Genomic DNA, 23,145 nt, shown 5'->3' with positions numbered 1-23,145 from the left:
ATATATTTAAAAGTAAACTTATAAGTATCGCTCTTCAAAAACTTTTTGATGATGTTTTTGATGTCCTATAATTACAAAGCCCAAAGCACCAGCTGAAATTTGATGTGTCGAAGCTATTCCTACTCTCCTAAGTTGTTCTTCGGATAAGCTTTTGTAAAACAATAAAGTGGAATGTCTTAAAGCAGATAGTTCTGTTAATAATTCCTGAATGCTTCTTTTATTGGCAGCTGTATTTTCGACATAATCATTTTCTTCAAATCCGGGTAATGACGTTTTATCATTTCTTGAAAAACGTAAGGCACGATATGTAAAGATGCGTTCGCAATCAATCAAATGCTGAATGATCTCTTTAATTGTCCATTTTCCTTCTGCATAACGATAATCAAATTTATCCAATGGAATATTTTGAACAAACCTGATAAAATCATGAAGTGAAATTTCTAACTCTTCGATCAAATTAACTTCTCCGGCTTCATGAATATAATTAGCAAAAGGACCGGAATATTCTGTTTCTAATAAGTGGTCTGAATTCATTTTTACAATTTATAAATATCCTTTAATTTTTTAAATTTATTCTTTACGCAGAATTCCTACTTGCATTGGTGTTTCCAAAAAGTGATCTTGTAACAATTTTTTCATATACTTTGATCAACTCCTCGTTTACCTCTTTTTCTTTGTTCAATTCATTAATTCTTAATAAAGCATATTGTTGTATCGTTAACAATGGCAGTACAATACGCTCTCTTACCTGAATTGATGCTATACCATCAGGATAATTTTCCATAAGGGTTTTATGACCTGCTATTTTAAGCAATAAACGTTTTGTTTCCTGGAACTCATCGTAGATAATTTGCCAGAATTCACCAAATTCAGGATCCTTTCTCATGTAAGCTGTTAAGGGCAAAAATGACTTAGCCAAAGACATCATACTGTTTTCTAAAAGCGTTTTAAAGAATAAAGAATTGTGGTACAAATCATGTACTTTATCCCATTGATCAGTTTCTTCGAAATGTTTTAAAGCAGATCCTACTCCAAAAAATCCAGGTACATTTTGTTTTAATTGACTCCATGATCCTACGAAAGGAATCGCTCTTAAATCAGCAAAATCAAGTGATTCTGATTTGCTTCTTTTGGAAGGGCGGCTTCCGATATTGGTTTTTGAATAATATTTTAACGTGCTCATTTTTTCCAAATACGGAATAAATTTCGGGTGATTCTTGAAACTTAGGTATTTTTCATAGCCTAAATCAGCCAATTGAGTCAGTATTATAGTTTCTTCAGCACTTAATTCGTTTTTCTCTTTACTAAATACCTGATTTGTTACTCCTGCCGTTAATAAATTTTCAATATTATATCGACAAGAATCTAAAGTACCAAAATTAGAGCTAATGGTTTGTCCCTGAACTGTAATTTGAATTTCGTTGTTTTCAATCTTTGGTCCTAAAGAGGCGTAAAATTTATGTGTTTTACCACCACCACGTGCAGGAGGTCCCCCGCGTCCGTCAAAGAAAATAGCTTTTATTCCGTATTTTCTTGAAATTTCAGTAAGCGCGATTTTAGCCTGATAAATACTCCAGTTGGCCATTAAGTAACCGCCATCTTTAGTTCCGTCAGAGAAACCTAACATGATTGTTTGTTTGTTTCCTCTTGCTTTTAAGTGTTTAGAATACTCTATATTCGTATACAATTGCTCCATGATCTGATGAGCGTTTTGCAAATCATCTACAGATTCAAAAAGGGGAATAATGTCCACAGTAGGATTTTCCCAATTGTTCAGTCGGATCATTGCAAAAGTTTCCATTACATTCAGTGCGCTTTCATTATTACTAATGATATAGCGATTGGCACCAAATTCACCGTTGCGTTCCTGTATTGTTTTGATGGCCTGAACGGATTCTAAAGTAGATTTTGTAATCTCATTATCAAAATCACCCGGATTTAAATTTCCTTTAACCTTTGATAAAACAACTAATTTTTCATCCTCAGATAATTCAAAATAATTTGAAGGGAAAATGGCAGAACCTGAATTCAAATAGTAATTCACCACATCATTAAATACAGCATCGTGAATTTTACTATTTTGACGTATGTCTAAAGTAGCAAAATGAAAACCGAAAAGATTAATTTTTACCAAAAAGCCTTCCAGTTCATCCAGATATAGAGACTGATGTTTTTCGATAATGATCTCTCTGATAAGATTCAGTTTTGTTAGTAATTCATCTAAAGTAATGTAGATCTCCCCTTTAGAATAAAAAACAGAACGGTAAAGTTTATGTTCAAGTTCGGACACTAGAGTATCTACCCCTGAGAAAGTTAACTTACGTTTCAGATTTCTCATTTCAATATAATAACACTTCAGAATTGAAGTACGTAAACGCTCTGCAACTTTTAGTGTGATTTCAGTAGTAACAAATGGATTTCCGTCACGATCTCCTCCTGGCCAGAATCCAAGCTTTATTAATTGATTTTGAATTGGATTTCCGTGAAGGATATTTTTCTGTAAATAATGTACAATTTCTCCGGAAGTCGAATAAAAAACATTTTCTAAATACCAGATCAGACTAACCGCTTCATCGTAAGGATTTGGTTTTTCATTCTGGATAAAAGGTGTTTTTCCTAATTGAGCCAATAATTGTTTGATTTTTAATAAATCATTCAAACGAATTGCTTCAGTTAAATCGTTTATAATTCCTAAAACCGGCCCAGGGTAAAATTGTGTCGGATGCGCTGTTAAAACGGTTCTAACATTAAAATTTTCTAAGAATTCAATCAGTTCGCCGTCTTTTTCTTTTGCATCTGATTTTTCTTTGATATCACGCAAAGAGCCTCGTCCTTCCATATTGTTCACTTCAGGAAAAGCAGCGTCCTCAATAGCATCAAACAATACAATCTGACGTTCTGTATATTGAATAAACCGAAACATCAAATCGATTTTCTCTGCCTCAGTAGCATCATTTAAATATCTGTCTGAGAAGAAATTAAAAATTTCTTTGGGGGTTTCATGTTTTTTAAATCCCGTTTCGCACGTTTCTGTAAATAAAGGAAGTAATACTCCGGTATTATCTATAGAATCAAAAGGTAATGTTATAAATACACTATTATAAATGTGGTATTTTGAAAGAACGTCTTGATTAAAGCGTTCTATTTTTGGCAACGTGTACATAATATATTGTAGTTGGTTGGTTAATTAGTCATAAAAAAACCCCAAGAATAAACTTGAGGTTATATTTTAATATAGCATTCAAGAAAAAATTACATATTTTTAAAAATAGTATGCATCAAACGCTTCTTATCGTTTATGCTTTCTTCTAATGAAATCATAGTTTCTGTTCTATATACACCATCGATATCATCGATCATGAAAATAACTTCTTTTGCGTGCTTAGTATCTTTTGCTCTGATTTTGCAAAAAATATTGAATTTTCCTGTCGTTACAGAAGCTACTGTTACGAACGGAATTTGATTGATTCGCTCTAATACAAATTTAGTTTGAGACGTATTATTAAGGAATACACCAACATATGCGATAAATGAATACCCTAATTTATCGTAATCCAAAGCCAATGAAGAACCCATTATTATACCTGCGTCTTCCATTTTCTTAACCCTAACATGCACTGTTCCAGCAGATATCAATAGTTTTTTTGCAATGTCAGTAAACGGAACTCTCGTATTGTCTATTAACATATCTAAAATCTGGTGATCTACTTCATCTAAACGAAATTTACTCATAATTCTTTAATTAATATTACTAATTGCTATTACAAAGTATAAAAATATAAATAAAAAACAACAAATTCACATAAAAATTAACTTTTTATCAATCCGTTAACAAATTTAACATTTTTATTTAAATAAAAATCTGCTTTTTGATTCAATTTCGGAAAACCACTAAAGTCATCGGAATAAATTGCTCCTTTTGCATCATATTCGTAATGTCCAAAATAATTTTCTAATTCGCCTACTTCAACTATGTAAGCGTTAAAATGAATTTTATTTTCAATCAATTCTTCTTTGTATTGTGCGACAAAATTCGTAATAATTTCGATACCATCATAATTTATTTTGATATTTTTATACATAAAATCATAAAAAACCACTTTATTTTGTGAAATATTCAAATAATCATTAATTCTGTTATCAACTAAATCGTTTTCGCTAATTAGCTTAAAACTTGATAAAAGTGAGAAAAATAGGAGCTTTCGGGTGATTTCGCGTTCGTAATCGTGGGGAAAATGACCTGCTTCAAACAAAATTGTGGGTACTCCTAAAAACTGAAATGTATCTCCTATACAGTTGATATTAAATGAATCATCAAAGCGCCCTACTTGCCCTGGTATGTATTGCTGTAAAACATCATTAATACCCGCAATTACATTAATAGCCTTTAAGCGGTTTTCGTTTATATCTCTTTCTTCATTATAGGAAGGTGCTAAAAATGAAACAGTTGCCGGCTTACCCGTTGCTCCTGCACCAAAAATAGTACGCTGATCGTGAAGATTAAAACAGTAATGAGGTTTGAAGGATTCAAAAACTTCTCTTAATATCTTACTTTCAGGTTGTGTCAGGTTTTGAGAATCACGATTTAAATCGATTTTATTGGCATTTTCACGTGTATAAAGTCTTGCTCCGTCAGGATTTAAAATTGGAATACAATAAAACGTAAACGTTTTGAGCATTTTCTGAGCAAATTCAGATCCACTGTTTAATACATTAATAAAATCAAACAATGCTTTTGTTGTGGTGCTTTCGTTTCCATGCATCTGTGACCAAAGATAAATTCGCGTTTGTCCGGTACCGATTTGATAGCTATAAATAGGTTCGTCTAATACTGACCGGCCAATTATCTGGACTTGATCATTAGTATTGATTTTATCTAATAAAGGTTGAATGTGATCTAAAGTCAGGTAACGACCTTCTATTGATTGTTCTTTGTATTGGCTGAATAATTCTTCTAAATTCATTGTCTTTTGATTAGTTTACAAAAGTAAACATCTTTATTGTTACAATTGTAAACAATTAAAAAACAGTAGAATTTATAAATGTAAACAGTGTTTTGCCTTAAATCCCATTATTTGCATTGATGACAGTTGACAAATGTTATTACTTTAATTATAAATAATTAATAAATTGTTTTTCAGTGTTTTATATATATCCACATGAAGTGATTATTCGCTTTATATACTTTATTTTATACGATTTACAAGTGTAAAATTGCTTTATTGATTCCTTTTAATTACATTTGTAAACAACGATTTTAAAAAGAACAATTTACAATGGTAAACATCGATGATTTTGTAAAACGTCTTGAAATAATACTTGATTATTATGCCTTAAACGCTTCTTCTTTTGCGGATAGAATTGGGGTTCAGCGATCAAGTATGTCTCATCTGCTTTCAGGAAGAAACAAACCAAGCCTGGATTTTGTCATGAAAATTATGGAAGTTTTTCCCGATGTAGATTTATATTGGATTCTAAACGGTAAAGGAAGTTTTCCTAAAAATAGTGAAGAAGTTTCAGAATCTATAAAAGCGCCCACTCCAATTGCTGCAAATGAAAATTTAGCTACAGGAGATTTATTCTCTCAGATTAATTTTAAAGAAACTGAAAAAATACAAACAAGAACTCCTCCGGAAATTAAAAATCAAATTTTAATTACCGAAGAAAGTGAAATGGAGAAAATTGTTATTTTTTATAAAAACGGAACTTTTAAAGCATACGTCCCGTAAATTAGAGAAAAACGCGTATTTGGAAAATTTTTAAAATAATTTTCATTTAAGCGATTCTCACGTAAGCTTAAAAATATCGAAAATTTACAATTGAAACCCGTCTTCTGGAATTTTTCCTAAAACACCTTCGTAATGTTTTTTCAAAACCAATAAATCAGCTTCGTAATTTCCTGTGGGGAAAAAATCTTTTCCGAAATTAACTTCTTTTTTGCCCCAATCAAAAGCAACCGGAACAATGGGAACATTAGCTTTAAGTGCAATATAATAAAATCCGCTTTTAATCTCTTTAACTCCCTTGCGAGTTCCTTCTGGGGCAATTGCTAAACGAAAAACTTCTTTTCGTTCAAAAATAGCAGCTATAGAATCTACTTTATTTAAACCTCCGGTACGATCAATAGGTTCTCCTCCTACACTTCTGAAATAATATCCAATAGGAAATTTGAATAATTCCTTCTTTCCCACCCAGTTCATTTCTAATCCGGAGATTCCTCTTGTAAATATTCCTAAATAAAAATCATGATTGCTTGTATGGGGCATCACCATCATCACACATTTTTTCACTTCCGCATTTTCAATTCCTACTATTTTCCAGCCCATTAGCTTAAAAAAGATGAATTTGTACAATTGTCTTTTCATTAAAAATTATTTTTTGTTGCAAAATAAAAGATTTAAAGTGGTAAATTTGAGTAAAAGCATTTAAAAATGATCCAAAAATTATTCAGTTATATCATTCCAATAAAAGTATTTAAGAAAAGATCAGAAAGAAGTAAAATTATTGAAATTACATGGGCTAATGGTGAGTTGGTCCTGGATTCTGAAAACACCAATTACTCGTATGGAAGTCTGCAGCGTATATTAAGGTACGGTCTTAGAAATATAGGTTATGAAAGCATCCTTAAGATGGAACATATATTATTGTTAGGAGTTGCAGGAGGAAGTGTCATTAAAACTTTGGTGGATGAAATCGAATATAAAGGTAAAATTACGGGTGTCGAGATTGACCCGGACATGATTCAGATTGCAAATCAATATTTTGGACTGGATCAAATAAAGCAACTTGAAATTATTATTGATGATGCTTTTGAATTTGTTTTAAAAACTAAAGACAAATACGATCTGATTATTATAGATATTTTTGAAGATATCAAAATGCCAAATTTCTTATTTGAAAGTTTTTTTAGCGGACATATTTGCTCTCTTTTAAAAAGCAAAGGTTTTGTTCTTTTTAATACCATGATTTTAGACGAAGCTCATAACGTTCGAAACAGTAAATATATTTCAGAAATAAACCCGGAATTGTTTACTTCAAAAATGCTGCCCCGCATAGAAGTACATAATGAATTAATAATTATTGAAAAAGTCGCTTAAATTTAAATTTTATGAAACCTCTTGTCTCTATATTGAAAGCCTTACTGCCTACTAAAATTATCGATGATGATATTCATATTTCAAAATACATTTCATTAGATTTATCTGTGACCAATCGGGAATTTGTTGAAAGTAAACCTCAGAGTGCTACAGAATTTGAGGGTTTTATTTCAAATTATCTGAAGAAAAATAATGCCGAAGTGGCATTTGGAGGTTATATCGAAGGTCGTACCTTATACCAACGAAGTGCGATTTTTAAAAATGATTCTATTCCGGAACGTAACATTCATATTGGATTTATGGACCAAAGTAGATACGGCTGTTTTGGCTCCACTTGACGGAAAGGTGCATAGCTTTAAAAACAATATTGGTTTGGGAGATTACGGGCCAACAATTATTTTGGAGCATACCATCGAAAATGAAAAATTTTATACTTTATACGGGCATTTATCGTTAGAAAGTATAGAAAACCTAAGTGTTGGGACCAATTTTAATAAAGGTGAAAAAATCGGAACTTTAGGAAGCTCCACTGTTAATGGGGATTACGCGCCACATGTACATTTTCAGATTATAAAAAATATTGAAGAGTATTATGGCGATTATCCGGGAGTTTGCAATACAAATGATTTGAATTTTTATATAGAAAATTGCCCTGACCCTAACTTATTATTAAAAATTACTTAAATAGTTATGAAGAAAGCAGGATTGATTATATGTTTGTTATTGTTAATTGGATGTAAATCGAAAACAATCAGTAGAGATACTGAAGATTTGAAAATTAAGAAAATTTCTGGTGCAGAGATTAATTCTAATCAACAACAAAAAGCGTACGAATTAGGGAAACGAGTTTTAGAAACTTGTAATACCTCAAAGTTTAAACCTTTTAATGCTACAGAAGTTACGCCATCTGTAATGGAAAATACGACTGAAGAGCGTCTTACTAAAACGTGTCAAAGATTTAGACAATATTACGGAAGTTTTATAGATTTAAAATTAGATGGCGTTTACAAAACCAAACAAGAGGTTGTTTACCGCTATCGTGCCTTATACACAAAAAAAGTAGCCAATAAAGAATTGCGCGTTTTTGTGAATGAAGATAATTTGGTTTCTTCTATAAAATCTATGGATTGGGATGAAAAATTTGATTCTAAACTAACTCAACAATAAATAAAATTATGAATTTAAAATTGCCTCTTTTAATAGTATTGCTGATTTCGACATTTGCAAATGCCCAGGAAACCATGAGTATAAAAGGCTCAAAACCTTATCCTGCAACTGAAAATTATACTTTTATTTGCGAAAAATATGTTTTTACCGGTGAAGCAAATGTTCAAATTGCAAAAACAGAAAAAGGAGGAGTTTTAAAGATCACTATTCAGACAGCGAATGACAAAACCAGAATTTCAGGTGGTATTTATGTTGATCTGACCAATGGAGACGCGATTCCCTGTGTAGATAAAAAAATTAATGAAACTGTCAATGGCAAGACATCATCTTATTATTATTTTACTCCGGCTGAAATGGCCAAACTTAAAAAAGCGGATATTAAAGGAGTGCGGTTTATAGTAACCGGAAATTCTAATGCATTTGGTGATCAGACTGGATATTTTACAGCCTCTAATAAAAAGGAGTATTTTTCTACAGCATTTGATAAATCTAAAAAAACATTTGATACCGCTACTGCAATTAGTGCCTTATAAATAATTATTTGATCTAATAAATCTTATATTTATACTCTAATTTTCCTACTCTATGAATGCTAACGAGGCTCTAATTACAAAATTCTATACTGCTTTTGCCAACGCTGACGCTCAAACAATGAGTGAATGTTACCATCCAAAAATTCATTTTATTGATCCTGCTTTTGGTTTACTGAAGGGAGATCAGGTTACTGCAATGTGGAAAATGCTGATTTTAAAAAGCAAAGGCAATCTTAAAGTTGAATTTTCAGATGTAAAAGCGGATGATTTCTCGGGTGCTGCAAAATGGATTGCTACTTATAATTTTAGTAAAACCAATAGAAACGTAATCAATAAAATTACGGCAGAATTTGCCTTTCAGGATGGATTGATTATCAAACATACGGATAGTTTTGATGTCTGGAAATGGTCAAAACAAGCCTTTGGTCCTATGGGGTATTTGTTGGGATGGACTGGTTTTTTTCAGAAGAAAATTCAGGAACAAGCCTTATTGTCACTCAGGAAATTTCAGGAATCGAAATAATTGCTATACTTTAGAATTCAAGATCCACACATTAGCTAAAATATAATTTTAGTACATATACCTGTCTTTTAGAATTTGCTTGTTACTACTTTTTGTTGAGTTGATCGTGTTTAATATTGAATAACTATGGAAGAACTTATACACAAAAAATTAAATCAATTACAGGCAACAGCGATTTGTGGAAACGATATCAGTTCTTCTTGTTTGTATGTTTCAGCGCTAACGATCTTATATGCTGGTCAATATGCGTGGATTTCATTATTAATTGTTGCAGTTGTTTTATATTTATTCAGAAAAATTTACGGCGAAGTTGTTGGGGCGATTCCTTTAAACGGAGGTGCTTACAATGTTTTATTAAATACTTCAACCAAACGATTGGCTTCGTTAGCTGCAACATTAACGGTCTTGTCTTATATGGCAACAGCTGTGATTTCAGCTTCAGAAGGAATGCATTATTTGCATGGAATTTTCGAAAATTTAAACGTCACCATTGCAACAGTTGTTGTTCTAATCCTGTTTACAGGACTTGCTATTTTAGGTATTGGTGAATCAGCATTTGTGGCCGTAATCATTTTCATTACCCATTTGGCAACTTTAAGTTTACTCGTTTTGGCCTCGTTATGGTTTGTTTTAAATAACGGTTTGGGAACTTTTCATATCAATTGGGAAGCCCCTATCGCCTACGGAAATATAAAAACAGCTCTTTTCCTGGGATTTTCGGCAGCTATGCTCGGAATTTCCGGCTTTGAAAGTTCGGCAAATTTTGTCGAAGAACAAGAACATGGTGTTTTTCCTAAAACGCTGAGAAATATGTGGGCAATTGTAAGTTTCTTCAATCCTGTAATCGCTATTTTATTGATTTGTATAATTCCTTTAACCGAAGTTGGTGCTAATAAAGAATCTCTTCTGGCGCATTTAGGACAAACAACCGGCGGATCATGGCTGGCATGGCTAATTTCCATAGATGCTGTTTTAGTATTATGCGGAGCTGTATTAACTTCATTTGTTGGGGTTTCCGGACTTTTAAACCGAATGACATTAGACCGGATTTTACCCAATTATTTTTTAAAGCAAAACAAAAGAGGTTCTCATTACCGAATTGTAATCAGTTTTTTAGTTTTATGTATTTCAGTACTTTTTGCTACCAACGGGCATTTAGAATCTTTGGCCGGTGTTTACACATTCTCCTTTCTGGCGGTAATGGCGTTATTCGGAATCGGAAATTTATTGCTCAAATTCAAACGCAGAAAATTACCCCGACCTGAACGTGCCCGGGGCATCACCGTCGTGGTGGCTGTTTTGCTTATTATCGCCGCTTTTGTCGGGAATATGAAATTGAATATCAATTCTTTTTACACCTTTCTGAAATACATGGTTCCTTCACTGATTTTTATCGGCATCATGCTTAACCGTGTCTTTTTGATACGATTACTAATTGAGGCCTTGGAATATTTCTATCAGCCTTTACGAAAAATGGTAATTCTTAGCAATCGCTATTTGCAAAAAATGAGTGTAGAAATCAATTCACAGGAGTTTGTCTTTTTTACCAAAGGCGATGATATTGCGATTTTAAACAAAGTATTGCAATATGTTCAGGGAAACGAAACGACCAATAAATTAAAGATTGTGTACGTAACCAATAACACTTCAACCAACGAAGCTTTAATAAAAGATTTAGAAGTTTTAGATCGTGCGTATGATGAAATTGATCTTGAATATCTTGAAATTAAAGGTGTTTTTGGGCCTGAAATTATCGACGAACTATCTAAAAAATGGAAAATACCTAAAAACTTTATGTTTATAGGTTCTCCCGGAAATAAATTCTCTTACCGCGTTTCTGACCTTGGCGGAGTTCGCTTGATTATGTAGTAAAATTTTCAGAAGCGGATAAATTCGGTTTTTCAAGACCTTTAGTCCCGCTTTCGCCTTTATCTTTGTTCGTTCCTCTCAAAGGATACCGGCTCTATCGGAGCTACACTGGAAATTTATCATTCATATGAAACGAAAAAAGAGTTTGTTAACTAAATTGATTTTACCGTAAAGCATAATTTTTACTGCAAAGCACGCAAAGTTTTTTTAACTAAGGGTTTTATAAAAACACAAGGTTCGCAAAGCTTTGTGTTGAACCAGCTTTGCGAACCTTGTGTTTTCTAAACATACTTTGAGATAAAAATCTTAGCGTGCTTTGCGGTTAAAAAGTGCTACGATCTAAACCAACCGGCAACCAATTCATCCTCAAATGAATTTGCATTTTTATGAATAAACTCGTTTGTGTTTTTATTGTAAGCATAATCCAAAGCCCAGGTTTTGTGATTTTCAGCTAAATCCTTAATACTTTCACAAACAAAAGCAATTTCTTCGTCAGTAGTAGTGGGGTGTATCGACATTCTGATCCATCCCGGTTTTTTGATGAGATCACCAATCGTAATTTCATTAACCAGTTTGTTTGAAGTCTCCTGATCTACATGTAATAAAAAATGTCCGTAAGTTCCGGCACAGCTGCACCCTCCCCTAGTCTGAATTCCGAATTTGTCATTCAGTAATTTTACTCCCAGATTAAAATGAAGATCTTCAATAAAAAACGAAATTACTCCCAAACGATTTTGATGTTGTCCTGCCAAAATCTTAATATTGGAAACAGGATCTAATGCGTTAAAAACATAATTAACAATTTCGTGTTCGCGTTGCAGGATGTTTTCAATTCCCATTTCCTCTTTCAGTTCAATGGCCAAAGCAGTTTTGATAACCTGCAAGAAACCTGGAGTTCCACCATCTTCGCGATCCTCTATGTTGTCAATGTATTTATGTTCGCCCCATGGATTTGTCCAGCTAACTGTTCCTCCACCAGGACAATCAGGAATCATATTATTGTATAATTTTTTATTGAAGATTAAAACACCTGAAGTTCCCGGTCCTCCTAAAAATTTATGTGGAGAAAAGAAAATCGCGTCCAGATAAGATTCCGGATCTTCAGGATGCATATCAATTTCGACATAAGGTCCCGAACATGCAAAATCAACAAAACAAACGCCATGATGTTGGTGCATTAATTTTGCCGCTTCATGAAAAGGTGTTTTCAGACCCGTAACATTAGAGCATGACGTTATCGAGGCAATCTTAATAGTTCTGTCGGCGTATTTTTCTAATAGCAAAGCCAAATTATCCAGGCAAAAAAGTCCTTTTTCGCAAGACGGTATAATTTCAACATCAGCAATCGTCTCTAACCATGACGTTTGATTGGAATGATGCTCCATGTGTGAAATAAAGACAATTGGTTTTTTTTCAGCAGGAACACTAATAAAATCTTTCAGGTTCTCAGGAATTTTAAGGCCAAGAATACGTTGAAATTTATTAACAACACCCGTCATTCCGGTTCCGTCCGTAATCAAAACATCGTCCTGATTGGCATTTGTATGACGCTTGATGATATTTCTGGCATGATGATATGCTTTTGTCATGGCAGTACCTGACACAGTAGTTTCTGTATGGGTATTGGCTACAAAAGGTCCGAAATTATTCAAAAGTTGCTCCTCTATGGGGCGATAAAGCCTTCCGCTGGCAGTCCAATCTGTATAAATAATCTTTTTTTTGCCATACGGAGAAGTAAATTCTTGATCAATTCCAACAATATGCTTTCTAAAATCCTTAAAATAGGTTTCTAAAGTGATGGTACTATTTTTGCTATTCATTAGTGTGCCTGAGTTTGATTGCAAATATATTGCTTTTTTATAGAATTGCGAATTTATCAATTGTAAACTTCAATCATTCCATAACCGATGAGTATCTTTAGTTAAAATGCAGTTTTTTTAATAATTTATCATAATATTCTATCGGATTAATAGGGCAAGTAAAACTAAACAATACTTTATGAAAAATGTATCAGTAGCTACTTTTGGTGGTGGATGTTTTTGGTGTATTGAAGCTGTAATTCAGCGTTTAAAAGGGATAGAATCAATAAAATCAGGTTTTGCCGGAGGTTTTATCAAGAATCCTCCTTATCGTGAAGTGTGTACGGGCAGGACTGGTCATGCTGAAGTGATACAAGTTACTTTCGATCCTGACATAATTTCATATCATGATCTCATTTATATATTTATGACAAGTCACGATCCCACAACCTTAAATCGTCAGGGAGCAGATAGTGGTACACAATATCGCTCGATTATTTTGTATCATGATAGTGACCAAAAAGCGATTGCAGAACACGTTTTTGAGGAAGTGAAATCTTTCTACGAAGATCCAATTGTAACCGAATTGATTCCCTTTGAAGTATATTACAATGCTGAAGAAGAGCATCAAAATTATTATAATAACAATCAGGACGCACGTTATTGCCAGATTATAATAGATCCAAAAGTACAAAAATTGAAAAAAATGTACTCCGGTAAATTAGTTGATTAAATAAAGATTTTACCACAGATTAGAATGATTAGAGTGATTTTCCTTACTTACTTTTAAATTTCCGAGAGATTTAAAAAGAATCCTTTTAATCTGTATAATCTGTGGTTAAAAATAAATACTCAAATGAAAAATTTAAAAATAAACAATCGATTTACTGCTGAATTAGCTGCAGATCCTGATGAAACTAATGAAATTCGTCAGGTTAAGAATACTGTTTTCTCTTATGTAAATCCAACAAAACCATCAAAGCCTAAGCTTGTTCACGTTTCAAAAGAAGTGGCTGAATTAGTTGGGATTTCTGAAGATGAAATTGAATCAGAATCATTTTTAAATGCTTTTTCCGGAACAGAAATTCTTCCTGAAACCCGCCCTTATGCAATGTGTTACGCAGGGCATCAGTTTGGAAATTGGGCTGGGCAATTGGGCGACGGCCGCGCGATAAACTTAACAGAAGTAGAACATAATAATCAGTTTTTTACGCTTCAGCTAAAAGGTGCGGGAAAAACTCCTTACTCCAGAACTGCTGATGGTTTGGCTGTTTTGCGCTCTTCTGTCAGAGAGTATTTATGTGCCGAAGCCATGTATTATTTAGGAGTACCTACTACCCGATCGCTTTCGCTGATGCTATCCGGTGATGAAGTTTTGCGCGATATTTTGTATAACGGAAATCCAGCTTACGAAAAAGGCGCGATAGTTTGCCGTGTCGCTCCTTCTTTTATTCGATTTGGAAGTTTTGAGATGCTCACAGCCAGAAATGAACTTAACAATCTAAAAGATCTTGTAGAATATACGATCAAACATTATTTTCCGGAAATTAAAGGAGAACCGAAAGATCAATATTTAGAATTCTTTAAAACAGTTGCGGATAAAACGCGTGAAATGATTTTGAATTGGCAACGTGTAGGTTTTGTGCATGGTGTAATGAATACGGATAACATGTCGATTCATGGAATCACGATTGATTACGGCCCTTATGGGTGGCTGGAAAACTACGACCCAAATTGGACTCCCAATACAACTGATAGTCAAAACAGGAGATACCGTTTTGGGAACCAACCGCAAATTGCCCAATGGAATTTGTATCAGCTGGCAAATGCACTTTATCCTCTGATTAATGAAGCGGAGCCTTTGGAAAAAATGTTAGAATCCTTTATTAATGATTTTGATTCTGATTATAAAAATATGTTTTTAAGTAAATTAGGGTTATTTACTTCGACAGATGCTGATAGTAAATTGATTGCCGGTTTAGAAACTGTTTTGCAATTATCAGAAACAGATATGACGATCTTTTTTAGAAATTTGAGCCACATTCAAAAAACGGATTCTATTGAAACAGCACTTGAGAAAATTAAGGATGCTTTTTATGTTCCGGAAGAAATTTCAGGCGAAATCTTAGCAGCCTGGACAAAATGGTTTGCTGTTTATATCGAAAGATTAAATGCTGAGGAGTTATCAGGTCAAGTTCGTTCAGAGAAAATGAACCTTATAAATCCAAAATATGTTTTGAGAAATTATATGTCACAATTGGCAATTGATGCAGCTGATAAAGAAGATTATTCTTTGATAGACGAATTGTATTTATTGTTGCAAAAACCATATGACGAACAACCCCAATACGAAAAATGGTTTGCAAAACGACCGGATTGGGCGCGATCTAAAGTAGGTTGTTCAATGCTTTCTTGTAGTTCTTAAGTTCTTCTTGCTACGAGTAAAACTGTCATATTGAGAGAAGTCGACATGCGCGAAAAGTGTTCTCGACTTCGCTCGAACTGACAATTGAAATTTGCTAAATTGGTAGTATTTTTTTTATTTCGAAGTAATATAATCTACAATCATATTCGCGTGAACACGAGAATTTTCGATAAACCATTTATGTGTATGCATTCCACCACAAACGACTCCTGCCAGGAATAAGCCTTCAACATTGGTTTGCATGGTTTCGGGATTGTAGACTGGCGTTTTTAGTTCATCATCAGATAATTGGATACCCATTTTTTCAAGAAAGTTTAAATCCGGTTTATATCCTGTTAACGCCAAAACAAAATCATTTTCTATCCTAACTTTTCCGTTTGGAGTTTCAATTTCAACTTCATTTTCGCAAATTTCAGTAATATTAGATTGAAAATAAGCCTTAATACTGCCTTCTGCAATCCGGTTTTCGATATCTGGTTTTGCCCAGTATTTTACGCGCTTATTGATTTCGTTTTTACGAATCACCATTGTAACGTTCGCTCCTTTTCTCCAACATTCTAAAGCTGCGTCGACTGATGAATTATTGGCTCCAACCACCAAAACATTTCTAAAAGCATATTCATGTGCTTCTTTGTAGTAATGACGCACTTTGGACAGATCCTCTCCTTTTATGTTCATCTCAATCGGAATATCATAAAAACCTGTGGCAATCACCACATTCTTTGCTTCGTACAAAGATTTGTCTGTTGTAATTTTAAAAAAGGAATTCTCTAATTTTTGAATTTCAGTTACTTTTTCGAATAAATGAATTGAAAATTTGAAATAGCGATGAATATTTCTATAATACTCCAATGCTTCCAGACGTCCTGGTTTTGGAGCCAGGCAATTAAACGGAATTTCTCCTATTTCAAGTCTTTCTGCTGTTGAAAAAAAGGTCATGTACAACGGATAGTTGAAAACGCTATTTACAATGGCGCCTTTTTCAATAATTAGATAATGCAGGTTTTTCTTTTGAGCTTCGATGGCACAGGCCAGTCCAATAGGACCGCCTCCAACAATGATCAGATCATACGGTTCAGTCATGACATTATTGTTTTTTCCAGTTTTTAAAAGGATTTTTACTTAAATAAGCATTGTAATATCTTTCGTCATTGGTAACCTCTTCTCCAAGCCATTCCGGTTTTTCGAATGAATCTGTTTCTGATGCTAATTCTATTTCAGCCATTACTAAACCTTCATTCTCGCCATAAAATTCATCTACTTCAAAAATGTGTTTTCCTGATTTTATTTCAAAACGGGTTTTCTCTATTGTACCTTTTTCGCATAGCTTAAGTAACTCCTGCGCTTCATCAATCGGAATTTCATTTTCCCATTCAAAGCGGGACATTCCACCTTGCTGACTGATTCCTTTTATCGTGATAAAGCCTTTATTTCCTTTAATTCGAACTCTTACAGTTCTTTCAGGGACAGAACTCAGGTAGCCCTGAGCGATAGTGTTTTGAGCAAAAGCCTGTTCCTTAAAATCATCTGACTTCACGAGAAACTTTCTTTCTATTTCGACCATTTTTATTGTCTGAATTTAATTTTTATGCAAGTTACTCAATTTAATTTATTCCTGAAATCGGGATTCAGCAATCATTATCCGCTTTACATAATTTTATAATTACCTCAAAACTAGAAAGATAACTTTAAAATAACTGATCGCTAATACAATATGTATCTATTTTTTTGTTAAATTTGATAGAATCTTAACTTTATCACTTATGTCTAAAAAAGCACTTTATCTATTAGGCATTGCAATAACGATTGTTTTAGGTACTTTCTTGTATCTCAAATTCTGTTGCAATTGTACTATAAACACACCAGCGGTTGCGACTGAAAAGGTGGCAGTAGTTGTAGCTCAGGACGATATTTTTGTCCCTTTTATTCTGAATGGTTCCGGAATTGATTATCATACCAATGATAATATCAAGTTCCTTAAAAACAGTTTTGCAGTAATTCTGCCTGTTAGTGATTCTGTATCAATTGGAATTGAAAATCTTAAAACATTTTTGATTGCAAATCCAAAGCAAAAAATTACCATCACGGGTTATGCCACTGCTGGGGAAACAAATTCAACTACTTTTGAAAATCTGGGGCTTGCAAGGGCAAACGATATTAAAAAGTATTTTGTTTCTAAAGGTTTGTCAGGTTCTCAGTTTGACACAAAAGGAGAAATAATTGATAAATTGAAAACAAATTCAGATACGGTTTTAGGACCTGCTGCATACAAATTTGAAGCTGTGGAAGCTGCTCCTGCCGTAACAGATGAATGGATTATTTTGAAAGATAAAATAAATGGTGATCCGTTGATTTTACATTTCAGTACTAATAAATCCAGCGATAAATTATCAGCTATAGAAAAGCAGAAAGTTGCTGATTTGGTTCGCTATATGGAGCATGTAAAAGATGCCGTTATTCTCGCTGTAGGCCATAGCGATAATGTTGGTAACCATGATTCTAATGTTGCTCTTGGTCAAAAACGTGCTGAATTTTCTAAGAAATATTTGTCCAGACAAGGTATCGATGGTAATCGCATTACTACTGAATCCAAAGGTCCGGACGAACCTGTCGGTGAAAATACTACAGCTGAAGGAAAAGCAAATAACAGAAGAACTGTAATTACAATCAAATAATTAATCAAAAATATACTATTATGAATATACCTTGTATCTTAATACCTGCGTTAGTGGGGTTAATCTGTGGAATTTTGGGTTACTTACTAGGGAAAATGAATTCAAAAGGAGATGATTCGCTTGCATTGTCATTACAAGCTGATTTAGATGCCTGTAAAGCAAATACCCGAAGTCTGAATGCTAAGATCTCCTCGCTAGAGGCTGATTTAGCTGCCAAAGCAAAAATTACGACTCCTGCACAGTCCTTTGCTGCAAATGCTTCTCCCGGATTGTTATTTGATGCTGCCTTGGCGACAAAAGTTTATGGCAAAAAAGTAAAAGAAAATGATTTGAAAGTTGTAGAAGGGATTGGGCCAAAAATTGAGGCTCTGTTTAATGCGGCCGGAATTACAACCTGGCAGGAATTATCAGAAACACCAACAGAAAAATTACAATCCATTTTAGATGCCGGTGGTGAAAATTTCGCCATTCACAATCCAAGTACCTGGGCAAAGCAAGCGTTATTGGCGTATCAGGGAAAATGGCAGGAACTTAAAGACTGGCAGCAAGGACTGCTTGGCGGAAAAGAGTAAAAAAAATACAGGTTCAAAGGTACAGAGTGGCAAAGGTTTAAAGGCTTTTCTACTCTGTGCTTTTTTATTCTGCACTTTTGCTTCTTGCATTTGAACCTTTGTGCCTTTGTTACTTTGAATTTTTTAAAAAATTCGTATTCCAATCTTTAGATGAATTATACCATAATTGTCCTTGAGAAACTTCAAGCGGACAATCAAAATTATTGGTGTAGAGCGCTCCGGTTCCTAAACCTTGTGGCATTTTTGAGTTTTGCAAAAAAGTCCATTGTGAAATCGCATTGAGTCCGATGTTGCTTTCTAAAGCTGATGTAATCCACCAGCCAATATTATATTTTTCTGCCAGAGTGATCCATTCTTGTGTTCCTCTAAAGCCACCTATAAAACTTGGTTTCAAAATAATATACTGAGGCTTTATTTCTTGTAGTAATTTTTCTTTTTCCGGCAATGAAAAAACACCTATTAATTCTTCATCTAAAGCAATTGGAAAGGGAGTTGTCCGGCACAAGTTTGCCATGGCTTTAAAATTCCCTTTTTTAATAGGTTGCTCGATACTATGTAACTGAAATTGATGTAATTGATTTAGTTTATCTAAAGCTTCATTTAAAGCAAAAGCACCATTGGCATCTACCCGAATTTCTATTTGTTCTGCTGAAAAATGACTTCTGATAAAATGCAATAATTCTAATTCTTTCCCGAAATCTATCGCTCCTATTTTAAGTTTGATGCAATTGAAACCATCGGCTAATTTCTCTTCGATTTGCTGTTTCATATATGCAGCTTCGCCCATCCAGACTAAGCCATTTATAACAATTGACTTCGAATTATTAGTAAAATCAGAAGGAAATAATACATACGGATTTTGGCTTGTGAGTGACAAAAAAGCCATTTCAATTCCAAATTGTATGGATGGGAATTCCAGCAAAGCTTCCCAAAGGACGGCTTCTCCTAAATGAATATTCTCACAAGCCCAATTGAGTTTTTCTTCGTAATCATCACAATCATCTGCGCTCAGACCGCGCAAAATTCCGCACTCGCCTATTCCTTTTTTATCGTTTTCTTCAAGTACAATAAACCAGGTTTCTTTTTTCGTCATAATGCCTCTCGAAGTTCCGGAAGGACGTTTAAACTCGAGCATGTATTTATGATAAGTTGCTTTCATGTTTTTCTTTTACCATATAAGTGATATAAGTCTATTTAATTTATACCACATATATTAAAACCTTTTTTTATTAATTATAGAGCTTCAAAACTCTTTCAAAATCTTTTGATGGTAATCCTGCTTTTTCGAAAACTGCAAAGTCTTGTTTTGTTTTTTCTTTCCAGCTCAAACTTTCCGTAACGTTCTGATTTTGGTATTTTTTGTAAATTGCTTTCGCTTCACTGTAATCGTCACTGATCAAATATACATGTGCGAGATTTAATTTAACCAATAATTCTGTATCGTCTAATTTTTCGCCTTCTTTCAGGGATTTTATAGCTTTTCCGTATTGTTTGGTTAAAATATAACAATAACCAAGGGCGCTATAATCGATGGCTGTCGCTTTTCCGTCATTGATAATCGTATTCACTTTTTGAATTGCTTCGTTGTATTTTTGCAATTTAATTAAAGCAGAAACCTGAGTTCTCAAGTCATTATAGACGTTTTTAGAAATATCAGCATCTTTATAACAGATGTTTCCGAAGTCTTTGTAAGCTTTGGTTTTTTCTATGGGCAATAATTTCTGAAACTCTGTGTAGCGGTATTGCTTCATTATTTTTTCAAGGATACAAACGCAAAAATCATCAGAATTAGCCATTTTTTGAGCCATTGTCGATGTTTTACAAAGACTTATGATTTCGTTTTTGTTATCTTGATTCCAGCCTCGATTTAGTTTTGTATCTACCCACGGCACGACTTCAAGAACTACTTTTTGATTTAAAACCCAGTTTTTACTGGTAAATCCAAACCAAATTGTTGTTGTGTTTTGCTTCAGGCAAGATGATTTGTCAATAGATAATCTCTTGGCATCTTTATTAACGGGATCAACCTGGGCATAACATGCTTTATCCGTTTTTCCGTCATCAACGTATTTTTTTGCATCCTCATTTGAAGTAAATAATGCATAAGTACAAGAGTCGTCTCCGGAAATTTTTGACATCAAAAAAACCGCACCTGCTGAGCCCTGGCCTATTCCGTATGGATCCGGAATGGCTTTAAGCATTGAAACCAAGCTACTGGTCATTTGCTGATTTTCATCTAAAAGTGTTATTCGGTATACGATTTCAGTAGTTCCAACTGGTAAATCTTCTGTTTTAATGGTGATTCTGTCACGCGCCGAAACGATAATTTCTTTTGTAGTTGCGCGCTCTTTGTCCCAATAACCGTCTTTTTGTGCAAAAGTGTGGTATGAAGACGCGATTAAAAGGAATAAAATTATTTTTTTGAAATTCATTCTTTATAGATTTAAAACTTAATTTGCTTTTAATATATTCTCTGTAAATCTAATCCAGTCGTAATCATTTATAGTTTTGTCAATATAATAATCTGGCTGAATACCTTTTTGATCAATTTGCATGTCTGGAATTCTTGAACTTTTTGAAAGTGAATATCCTAATTTTAAATCTTTACATGGTGAATCAACAAAATACATATTAGAAATGTCCAAGACACCTTCTGTTGTTGTTCCAAAAAGTTTTACTTTCTTACTTTGCTTAGCTATTAATAAAAATTCTTCGGTTGTACTTGCGTTACTTTCATTAATAATTATGCCAATATTTTTTGGATTGGGATAAACAACATCTAATTTTTGTTCCTCAACTATATGCTCTTCTAAATTTATAAATTTACCTATGTTAGAATTTAATTTCTCTAATCCTTTTCTGGCCCACTTCTTCTCTTCAGAAGACCAATCAGGATCTGCAATAAAATCTTCCATTCTTTTATTATTCTGAGCTGTCGATAAATATTCTACACCAATAGTTCTGATGGGATTCGTATATAAATATGGAATTATCTTTTGAAAACTGGCGTCAGACCCACCGCCATTATTTCGTACATCAATTATTAAATTTTCTTTTGAAATAATTAGTTCTTTATTTGCGACGAGTATACTGTCAATCTCTTTTTTATCAGAATAATTAAATGATGGTATTCGCAGTAAGACGGTCTGATCTGAAATTTCTTTAAAAAATGGTTTTTGAGTCATTAAAGACTCGATGTAATTGGTTATTTCAGGATTATTCTCTAAATAATCTGGAAAAACTCTTTTTAAGGAAACAAAGCCAATCTTTAGAAGATTATTTCCAATAAGTTTTACCTCATTAAATTTTTGACTCGAATAATCACCTAGATAATATAGTGAACTATAGTTTTGATCTAAATTCTCTTTTATCTTGAATTTCACGTCATATTGCTTCCATTTTGTGCCTTTTGCCTCTAGAATGTATCCAATATATTCTTTATTTTTTCTTATAACTCCAATGGTATAAGGACCTGAAGTCCAAATCCCTTCAAAACCTGGCTGAACGACACTTGATAGATTATTTTTTAATTCCTCTTGATTTAGCACTAAAGTCTCCCATTTTTTTTCAGATTCTGAATTGGTTTTAGAAGATGATTGAGTTATAAAATCTTTATTTATTGCTAAAGATAAGTGTGTTGGTCTGAAGAATAATAACCAATCAAAAAGTATATTCCTGCATTCATTGAGATCTTTACTCTTTTTTGCTTTTTTAATAAAAAGAATATTATGATTTTGATATTCTGTTAATCCCTTTTTATCAATTATATATTGGAAGCCGGCATCATTTTGTTCGAAGTTTTTTTTGAGCCAGTAAAAATTATCCTCGCAATTGCATTTTTGAGCAAAAGTAGGATATGAAACGGTGATTAGAAGCAGTAGCAGAACTTTTCTTAAATTCATAATTTATGCAATTTGATTGCTGGATTGCATCATGTTTCTAATTCTTTTTTCAGCTTCTTCTTTTGTAATTCCTTCATAGTAATCTTTTACAAAGGGATGATCAAAATCTTTATGAGGAAAAATCTCCGGCCTTTCATTACCGCTTTTAGTCACCACTGTTGTTGGAATGCTAGCTGAAAATTTATATTGTGGAATATAATTGGAAAGCCATCCAAAATAATCCGTTTCATGATTTTCGTTATCAAAATTTTCAAGATAATCGTCAAAACTTTTCTCGCTTAACGAAACCCAGAAACCATACTCCAGATCTTCGCAATGGTCATTTACTTTTTGAATCAGAACAGCTCTAACAAATCGATAGACATTATCGGGGTGTTTAATGACACAAAAATCCTGATCAATTACTGCGATCTCTTCTTTTTCCTGAGGCGAAAGATTATTGTATACGCTGGGTGTGTTATACGTGAGTGCCGGCCAACTTTCATGCTCCTGACCACAACAATCACAAATAAATTTAATATTGTTATCCATTTAAAAAATTCTTATAAAAACTAAAGCCCTAGCCCCGATAGAGGCGGTATCC

The 23,145-nt window shown here is 33.5% G+C and carries 22 protein-coding genes and 1 pseudogene; 11 read left to right on the top strand and 12 right to left on the bottom strand.

Annotation, left to right across the window (positions count from 1 at the left end; all coding sequences use genetic code 11):
• Positions 1-18: 18 nt before the first annotated feature.
• From ACQY44_RS25015 to ACQY44_RS25000, 4 genes are all read right to left on the bottom strand, one after another.
• Positions 19-534, bottom strand: coding sequence for a DinB family protein (locus tag ACQY44_RS25015; RefSeq protein ID WP_428232995.1), 516 nt, complete (start codon positions 532-534; stop codon positions 19-21).
• Between the two features lie 43 nt (positions 535-577).
• On the bottom strand, positions 578-3,163 hold the full coding sequence (locus tag ACQY44_RS25010; RefSeq protein WP_428232994.1) for a phosphoenolpyruvate carboxylase: 2,586 nt from the start codon (positions 3,161-3,163) through the stop codon (positions 578-580).
• An 89-nt stretch (positions 3,164-3,252) separates the two neighbouring features.
• On the bottom strand, positions 3,253-3,732 hold the full coding sequence (locus tag ACQY44_RS25005; protein ID WP_008468989.1) for an Lrp/AsnC family transcriptional regulator: 480 nt from the start codon (positions 3,730-3,732) through the stop codon (positions 3,253-3,255).
• Positions 3,733-3,809: 77 nt separating this feature from the next.
• Entirely contained in the window at positions 3,810-4,964 is a 1,155-nt protein-coding gene (locus ACQY44_RS25000) for a M14 family metallopeptidase (protein ID WP_428232993.1), read from the bottom strand.
• Positions 4,965-5,276: 312 nt separating this feature from the next.
• Between ACQY44_RS25000 and ACQY44_RS24995 the strand changes: the two genes are divergently transcribed.
• Positions 5,277-5,729, top strand: coding sequence for a helix-turn-helix domain-containing protein (locus tag ACQY44_RS24995; protein WP_428232992.1), 453 nt, complete (start codon positions 5,277-5,279; stop codon positions 5,727-5,729).
• Positions 5,730-5,813: 84 nt separating this feature from the next.
• Here the strand turns inward: ACQY44_RS24995 and ACQY44_RS24990 are convergent, their stop codons facing one another.
• Positions 5,814-6,365 carry a 1-acyl-sn-glycerol-3-phosphate acyltransferase gene (locus tag ACQY44_RS24990; RefSeq protein WP_428232991.1) on the bottom strand — a complete coding sequence of 184 codons (552 nt, stop codon included), beginning with the start codon at positions 6,363-6,365 and terminating at the stop codon, positions 5,814-5,816.
• Between the two features lie 66 nt (positions 6,366-6,431).
• Between ACQY44_RS24990 and ACQY44_RS24985 the strand changes: the two genes are divergently transcribed.
• The 6 genes and pseudogenes from ACQY44_RS24985 to ACQY44_RS24960 all read left to right on the top strand — a co-directional run bounded on the left by ACQY44_RS24985 (position 6,432) and on the right by ACQY44_RS24960 (position 11,189).
• On the top strand, positions 6,432-7,097 hold the full coding sequence (locus ACQY44_RS24985) for a spermidine synthase (RefSeq protein WP_428232990.1): 666 nt from the start codon (positions 6,432-6,434) through the stop codon (positions 7,095-7,097).
• A gap of 11 nt (positions 7,098-7,108) precedes the next feature.
• Positions 7,109-7,781: pseudogene (locus tag ACQY44_RS24980) on the top strand (peptidoglycan DD-metalloendopeptidase family protein).
• Positions 7,782-7,787: 6 nt separating this feature from the next.
• Complete coding sequence (locus ACQY44_RS24975; RefSeq protein ID WP_428232989.1) at positions 7,788-8,264, top strand: hypothetical protein; 477 nt, start codon at positions 7,788-7,790, stop codon at positions 8,262-8,264.
• 8 nt (positions 8,265-8,272) lie between these two features.
• On the top strand, positions 8,273-8,797 hold the full coding sequence (locus ACQY44_RS24970; protein ID WP_428232988.1) for a hypothetical protein: 525 nt from the start codon (positions 8,273-8,275) through the stop codon (positions 8,795-8,797).
• Between the two features lie 52 nt (positions 8,798-8,849).
• Positions 8,850-9,320: a nuclear transport factor 2 family protein gene (locus tag ACQY44_RS24965; protein ID WP_428232987.1), complete on the top strand. Its 471-nt coding sequence runs from the start codon at positions 8,850-8,852 to the stop codon at positions 9,318-9,320.
• 126 nt (positions 9,321-9,446) lie between these two features.
• The gene (locus ACQY44_RS24960) at positions 9,447-11,189 is read left to right on the top strand and encodes an APC family permease (protein WP_428232986.1); all 1,743 of its coding nucleotides are present in this window, start codon (positions 9,447-9,449) and stop codon (positions 11,187-11,189) included.
• Between the two features lie 332 nt (positions 11,190-11,521).
• On the opposite strand, the gene ACQY44_RS24955 is transcribed toward ACQY44_RS24960, so the two are convergent.
• Entirely contained in the window at positions 11,522-13,009 is a 1,488-nt protein-coding gene (locus ACQY44_RS24955; RefSeq protein WP_428232985.1) for an aminotransferase class V-fold PLP-dependent enzyme, read from the bottom strand.
• A 178-nt stretch (positions 13,010-13,187) separates the two neighbouring features.
• Between ACQY44_RS24955 and msrA the strand changes: the two genes are divergently transcribed.
• Positions 13,188-13,721, top strand: coding sequence for a peptide-methionine (S)-S-oxide reductase MsrA (gene msrA / locus ACQY44_RS24950; RefSeq protein ID WP_428232984.1), 534 nt, complete (start codon positions 13,188-13,190; stop codon positions 13,719-13,721).
• Between the two features lie 123 nt (positions 13,722-13,844).
• Positions 13,845-15,413, top strand: a complete 1,569-nt coding sequence (locus tag ACQY44_RS24945; RefSeq protein ID WP_428232983.1) for a protein adenylyltransferase SelO — start codon at positions 13,845-13,847, stop codon at positions 15,411-15,413.
• Positions 15,414-15,527: 114 nt separating this feature from the next.
• Here the strand turns inward: ACQY44_RS24945 and ACQY44_RS24940 are convergent, their stop codons facing one another.
• Together ACQY44_RS24940 and ACQY44_RS24935 are read right to left on the bottom strand one after the other, a co-directional pair.
• Complete coding sequence (locus ACQY44_RS24940) at positions 15,528-16,496, bottom strand: YpdA family putative bacillithiol disulfide reductase (RefSeq protein ID WP_428232982.1); 969 nt, start codon at positions 16,494-16,496, stop codon at positions 15,528-15,530.
• 4 nt (positions 16,497-16,500) lie between these two features.
• Positions 16,501-16,977, bottom strand: coding sequence for a CYTH domain-containing protein (locus ACQY44_RS24935; protein WP_428232981.1), 477 nt, complete (start codon positions 16,975-16,977; stop codon positions 16,501-16,503).
• Between the two features lie 199 nt (positions 16,978-17,176).
• Between ACQY44_RS24935 and ACQY44_RS24930 the strand changes: the two genes are divergently transcribed.
• Together ACQY44_RS24930 and ACQY44_RS24925 are read left to right on the top strand one after the other, a co-directional pair.
• Positions 17,177-18,088 carry an OmpA family protein gene (locus ACQY44_RS24930; protein WP_428232980.1) on the top strand — a complete coding sequence of 304 codons (912 nt, stop codon included), beginning with the start codon at positions 17,177-17,179 and terminating at the stop codon, positions 18,086-18,088.
• A gap of 20 nt (positions 18,089-18,108) precedes the next feature.
• On the top strand, positions 18,109-18,660 hold the full coding sequence (locus ACQY44_RS24925) for a hypothetical protein (protein WP_428232979.1): 552 nt from the start codon (positions 18,109-18,111) through the stop codon (positions 18,658-18,660).
• 109 nt (positions 18,661-18,769) lie between these two features.
• Here ACQY44_RS24925 and ACQY44_RS24920 read toward each other — a convergent pair whose 3' ends face one another.
• From ACQY44_RS24920 to ACQY44_RS24905, 4 genes are all read right to left on the bottom strand, one after another.
• On the bottom strand, positions 18,770-19,819 hold the full coding sequence (locus ACQY44_RS24920; RefSeq protein ID WP_428232978.1) for an o-succinylbenzoate synthase: 1,050 nt from the start codon (positions 19,817-19,819) through the stop codon (positions 18,770-18,772).
• 70 nt (positions 19,820-19,889) lie between these two features.
• Complete coding sequence (locus ACQY44_RS24915) at positions 19,890-21,092, bottom strand: tetratricopeptide repeat protein (protein ID WP_428232977.1); 1,203 nt, start codon at positions 21,090-21,092, stop codon at positions 19,890-19,892.
• Between the two features lie 18 nt (positions 21,093-21,110).
• Positions 21,111-22,562 (bottom strand): S41 family peptidase, encoded by a 1,452-nt coding sequence (locus ACQY44_RS24910; RefSeq protein WP_428232976.1) that lies wholly within the window; start codon positions 22,560-22,562, stop codon positions 21,111-21,113.
• A gap of 3 nt (positions 22,563-22,565) precedes the next feature.
• Complete coding sequence (locus ACQY44_RS24905) at positions 22,566-23,093, bottom strand: DUF2199 domain-containing protein (protein ID WP_428232975.1); 528 nt, start codon at positions 23,091-23,093, stop codon at positions 22,566-22,568.
• Positions 23,094-23,145: the final 52 nt, after the last annotated feature.

Origin of the sequence: Flavobacterium sp., assembly GCF_965277525.1 — a bacterium.
Lineage (GTDB): Bacteria > Bacteroidota > Bacteroidia > Flavobacteriales > Flavobacteriaceae > Flavobacterium.
Note: the sequence above shows the minus strand (reverse complement) of the source record. Positions and strands in the feature narration are given on the sequence as shown.

Excerpts from the sequence above, each read along its gene's own strand:
- ACQY44_RS24960 (WP_428232986.1), top strand. The coding sequence starts at position 9,447 with ATGGAAGAACTTATACACAAAAAATTAAATCAATTACAGGCAACAGCG.
- ACQY44_RS24930 (WP_428232980.1), top strand. The coding sequence starts at position 17,177 with ATGTCTAAAAAAGCACTTTATCTATTAGGCATTGCAATAACGATTGTT.
- ACQY44_RS24910 (WP_428232976.1), bottom strand. The coding sequence starts at position 22,562 with ATGAATTTAAGAAAAGTTCTGCTACTGCTTCTAATCACCGTTTCATAT.
- msrA (WP_428232984.1), top strand. The coding sequence starts at position 13,188 with ATGAAAAATGTATCAGTAGCTACTTTTGGTGGTGGATGTTTTTGGTGT.
- ACQY44_RS25010 (WP_428232994.1), bottom strand. The coding sequence starts at position 3,163 with ATGTACACGTTGCCAAAAATAGAACGCTTTAATCAAGACGTTCTTTCA.
- ACQY44_RS25005 (WP_008468989.1), bottom strand. The coding sequence starts at position 3,732 with ATGAGTAAATTTCGTTTAGATGAAGTAGATCACCAGATTTTAGATATG.
- ACQY44_RS24985 (WP_428232990.1), top strand. The coding sequence starts at position 6,432 with ATGATCCAAAAATTATTCAGTTATATCATTCCAATAAAAGTATTTAAG.
- ACQY44_RS25015 (WP_428232995.1), bottom strand. The coding sequence starts at position 534 with ATGAATTCAGACCACTTATTAGAAACAGAATATTCCGGTCCTTTTGCT.
- ACQY44_RS24940 (WP_428232982.1), bottom strand. The coding sequence starts at position 16,496 with ATGACTGAACCGTATGATCTGATCATTGTTGGAGGCGGTCCTATTGGA.
- ACQY44_RS24925 (WP_428232979.1), top strand. The coding sequence starts at position 18,109 with ATGAATATACCTTGTATCTTAATACCTGCGTTAGTGGGGTTAATCTGT.
- ACQY44_RS24935 (WP_428232981.1), bottom strand. The coding sequence starts at position 16,977 with ATGGTCGAAATAGAAAGAAAGTTTCTCGTGAAGTCAGATGATTTTAAG.
- ACQY44_RS24990 (WP_428232991.1), bottom strand. The coding sequence starts at position 6,365 with ATGAAAAGACAATTGTACAAATTCATCTTTTTTAAGCTAATGGGCTGG.
- ACQY44_RS24970 (WP_428232988.1), top strand. The coding sequence starts at position 8,273 with ATGAATTTAAAATTGCCTCTTTTAATAGTATTGCTGATTTCGACATTT.
- ACQY44_RS24975 (WP_428232989.1), top strand. The coding sequence starts at position 7,788 with ATGAAGAAAGCAGGATTGATTATATGTTTGTTATTGTTAATTGGATGT.
- ACQY44_RS24905 (WP_428232975.1), bottom strand. The coding sequence starts at position 23,093 with ATGGATAACAATATTAAATTTATTTGTGATTGTTGTGGTCAGGAGCAT.
- ACQY44_RS25000 (WP_428232993.1), bottom strand. The coding sequence starts at position 4,964 with ATGAATTTAGAAGAATTATTCAGCCAATACAAAGAACAATCAATAGAA.
- ACQY44_RS24955 (WP_428232985.1), bottom strand. The coding sequence starts at position 13,009 with ATGAATAGCAAAAATAGTACCATCACTTTAGAAACCTATTTTAAGGAT.
- ACQY44_RS24915 (WP_428232977.1), bottom strand. The coding sequence starts at position 21,092 with ATGAATTTCAAAAAAATAATTTTATTCCTTTTAATCGCGTCTTCATAC.
- ACQY44_RS24995 (WP_428232992.1), top strand. The coding sequence starts at position 5,277 with ATGGTAAACATCGATGATTTTGTAAAACGTCTTGAAATAATACTTGAT.
- ACQY44_RS24945 (WP_428232983.1), top strand. The coding sequence starts at position 13,845 with ATGAAAAATTTAAAAATAAACAATCGATTTACTGCTGAATTAGCTGCA.
- ACQY44_RS24965 (WP_428232987.1), top strand. The coding sequence starts at position 8,850 with ATGAATGCTAACGAGGCTCTAATTACAAAATTCTATACTGCTTTTGCC.
- ACQY44_RS24920 (WP_428232978.1), bottom strand. The coding sequence starts at position 19,819 with ATGAAAGCAACTTATCATAAATACATGCTCGAGTTTAAACGTCCTTCC.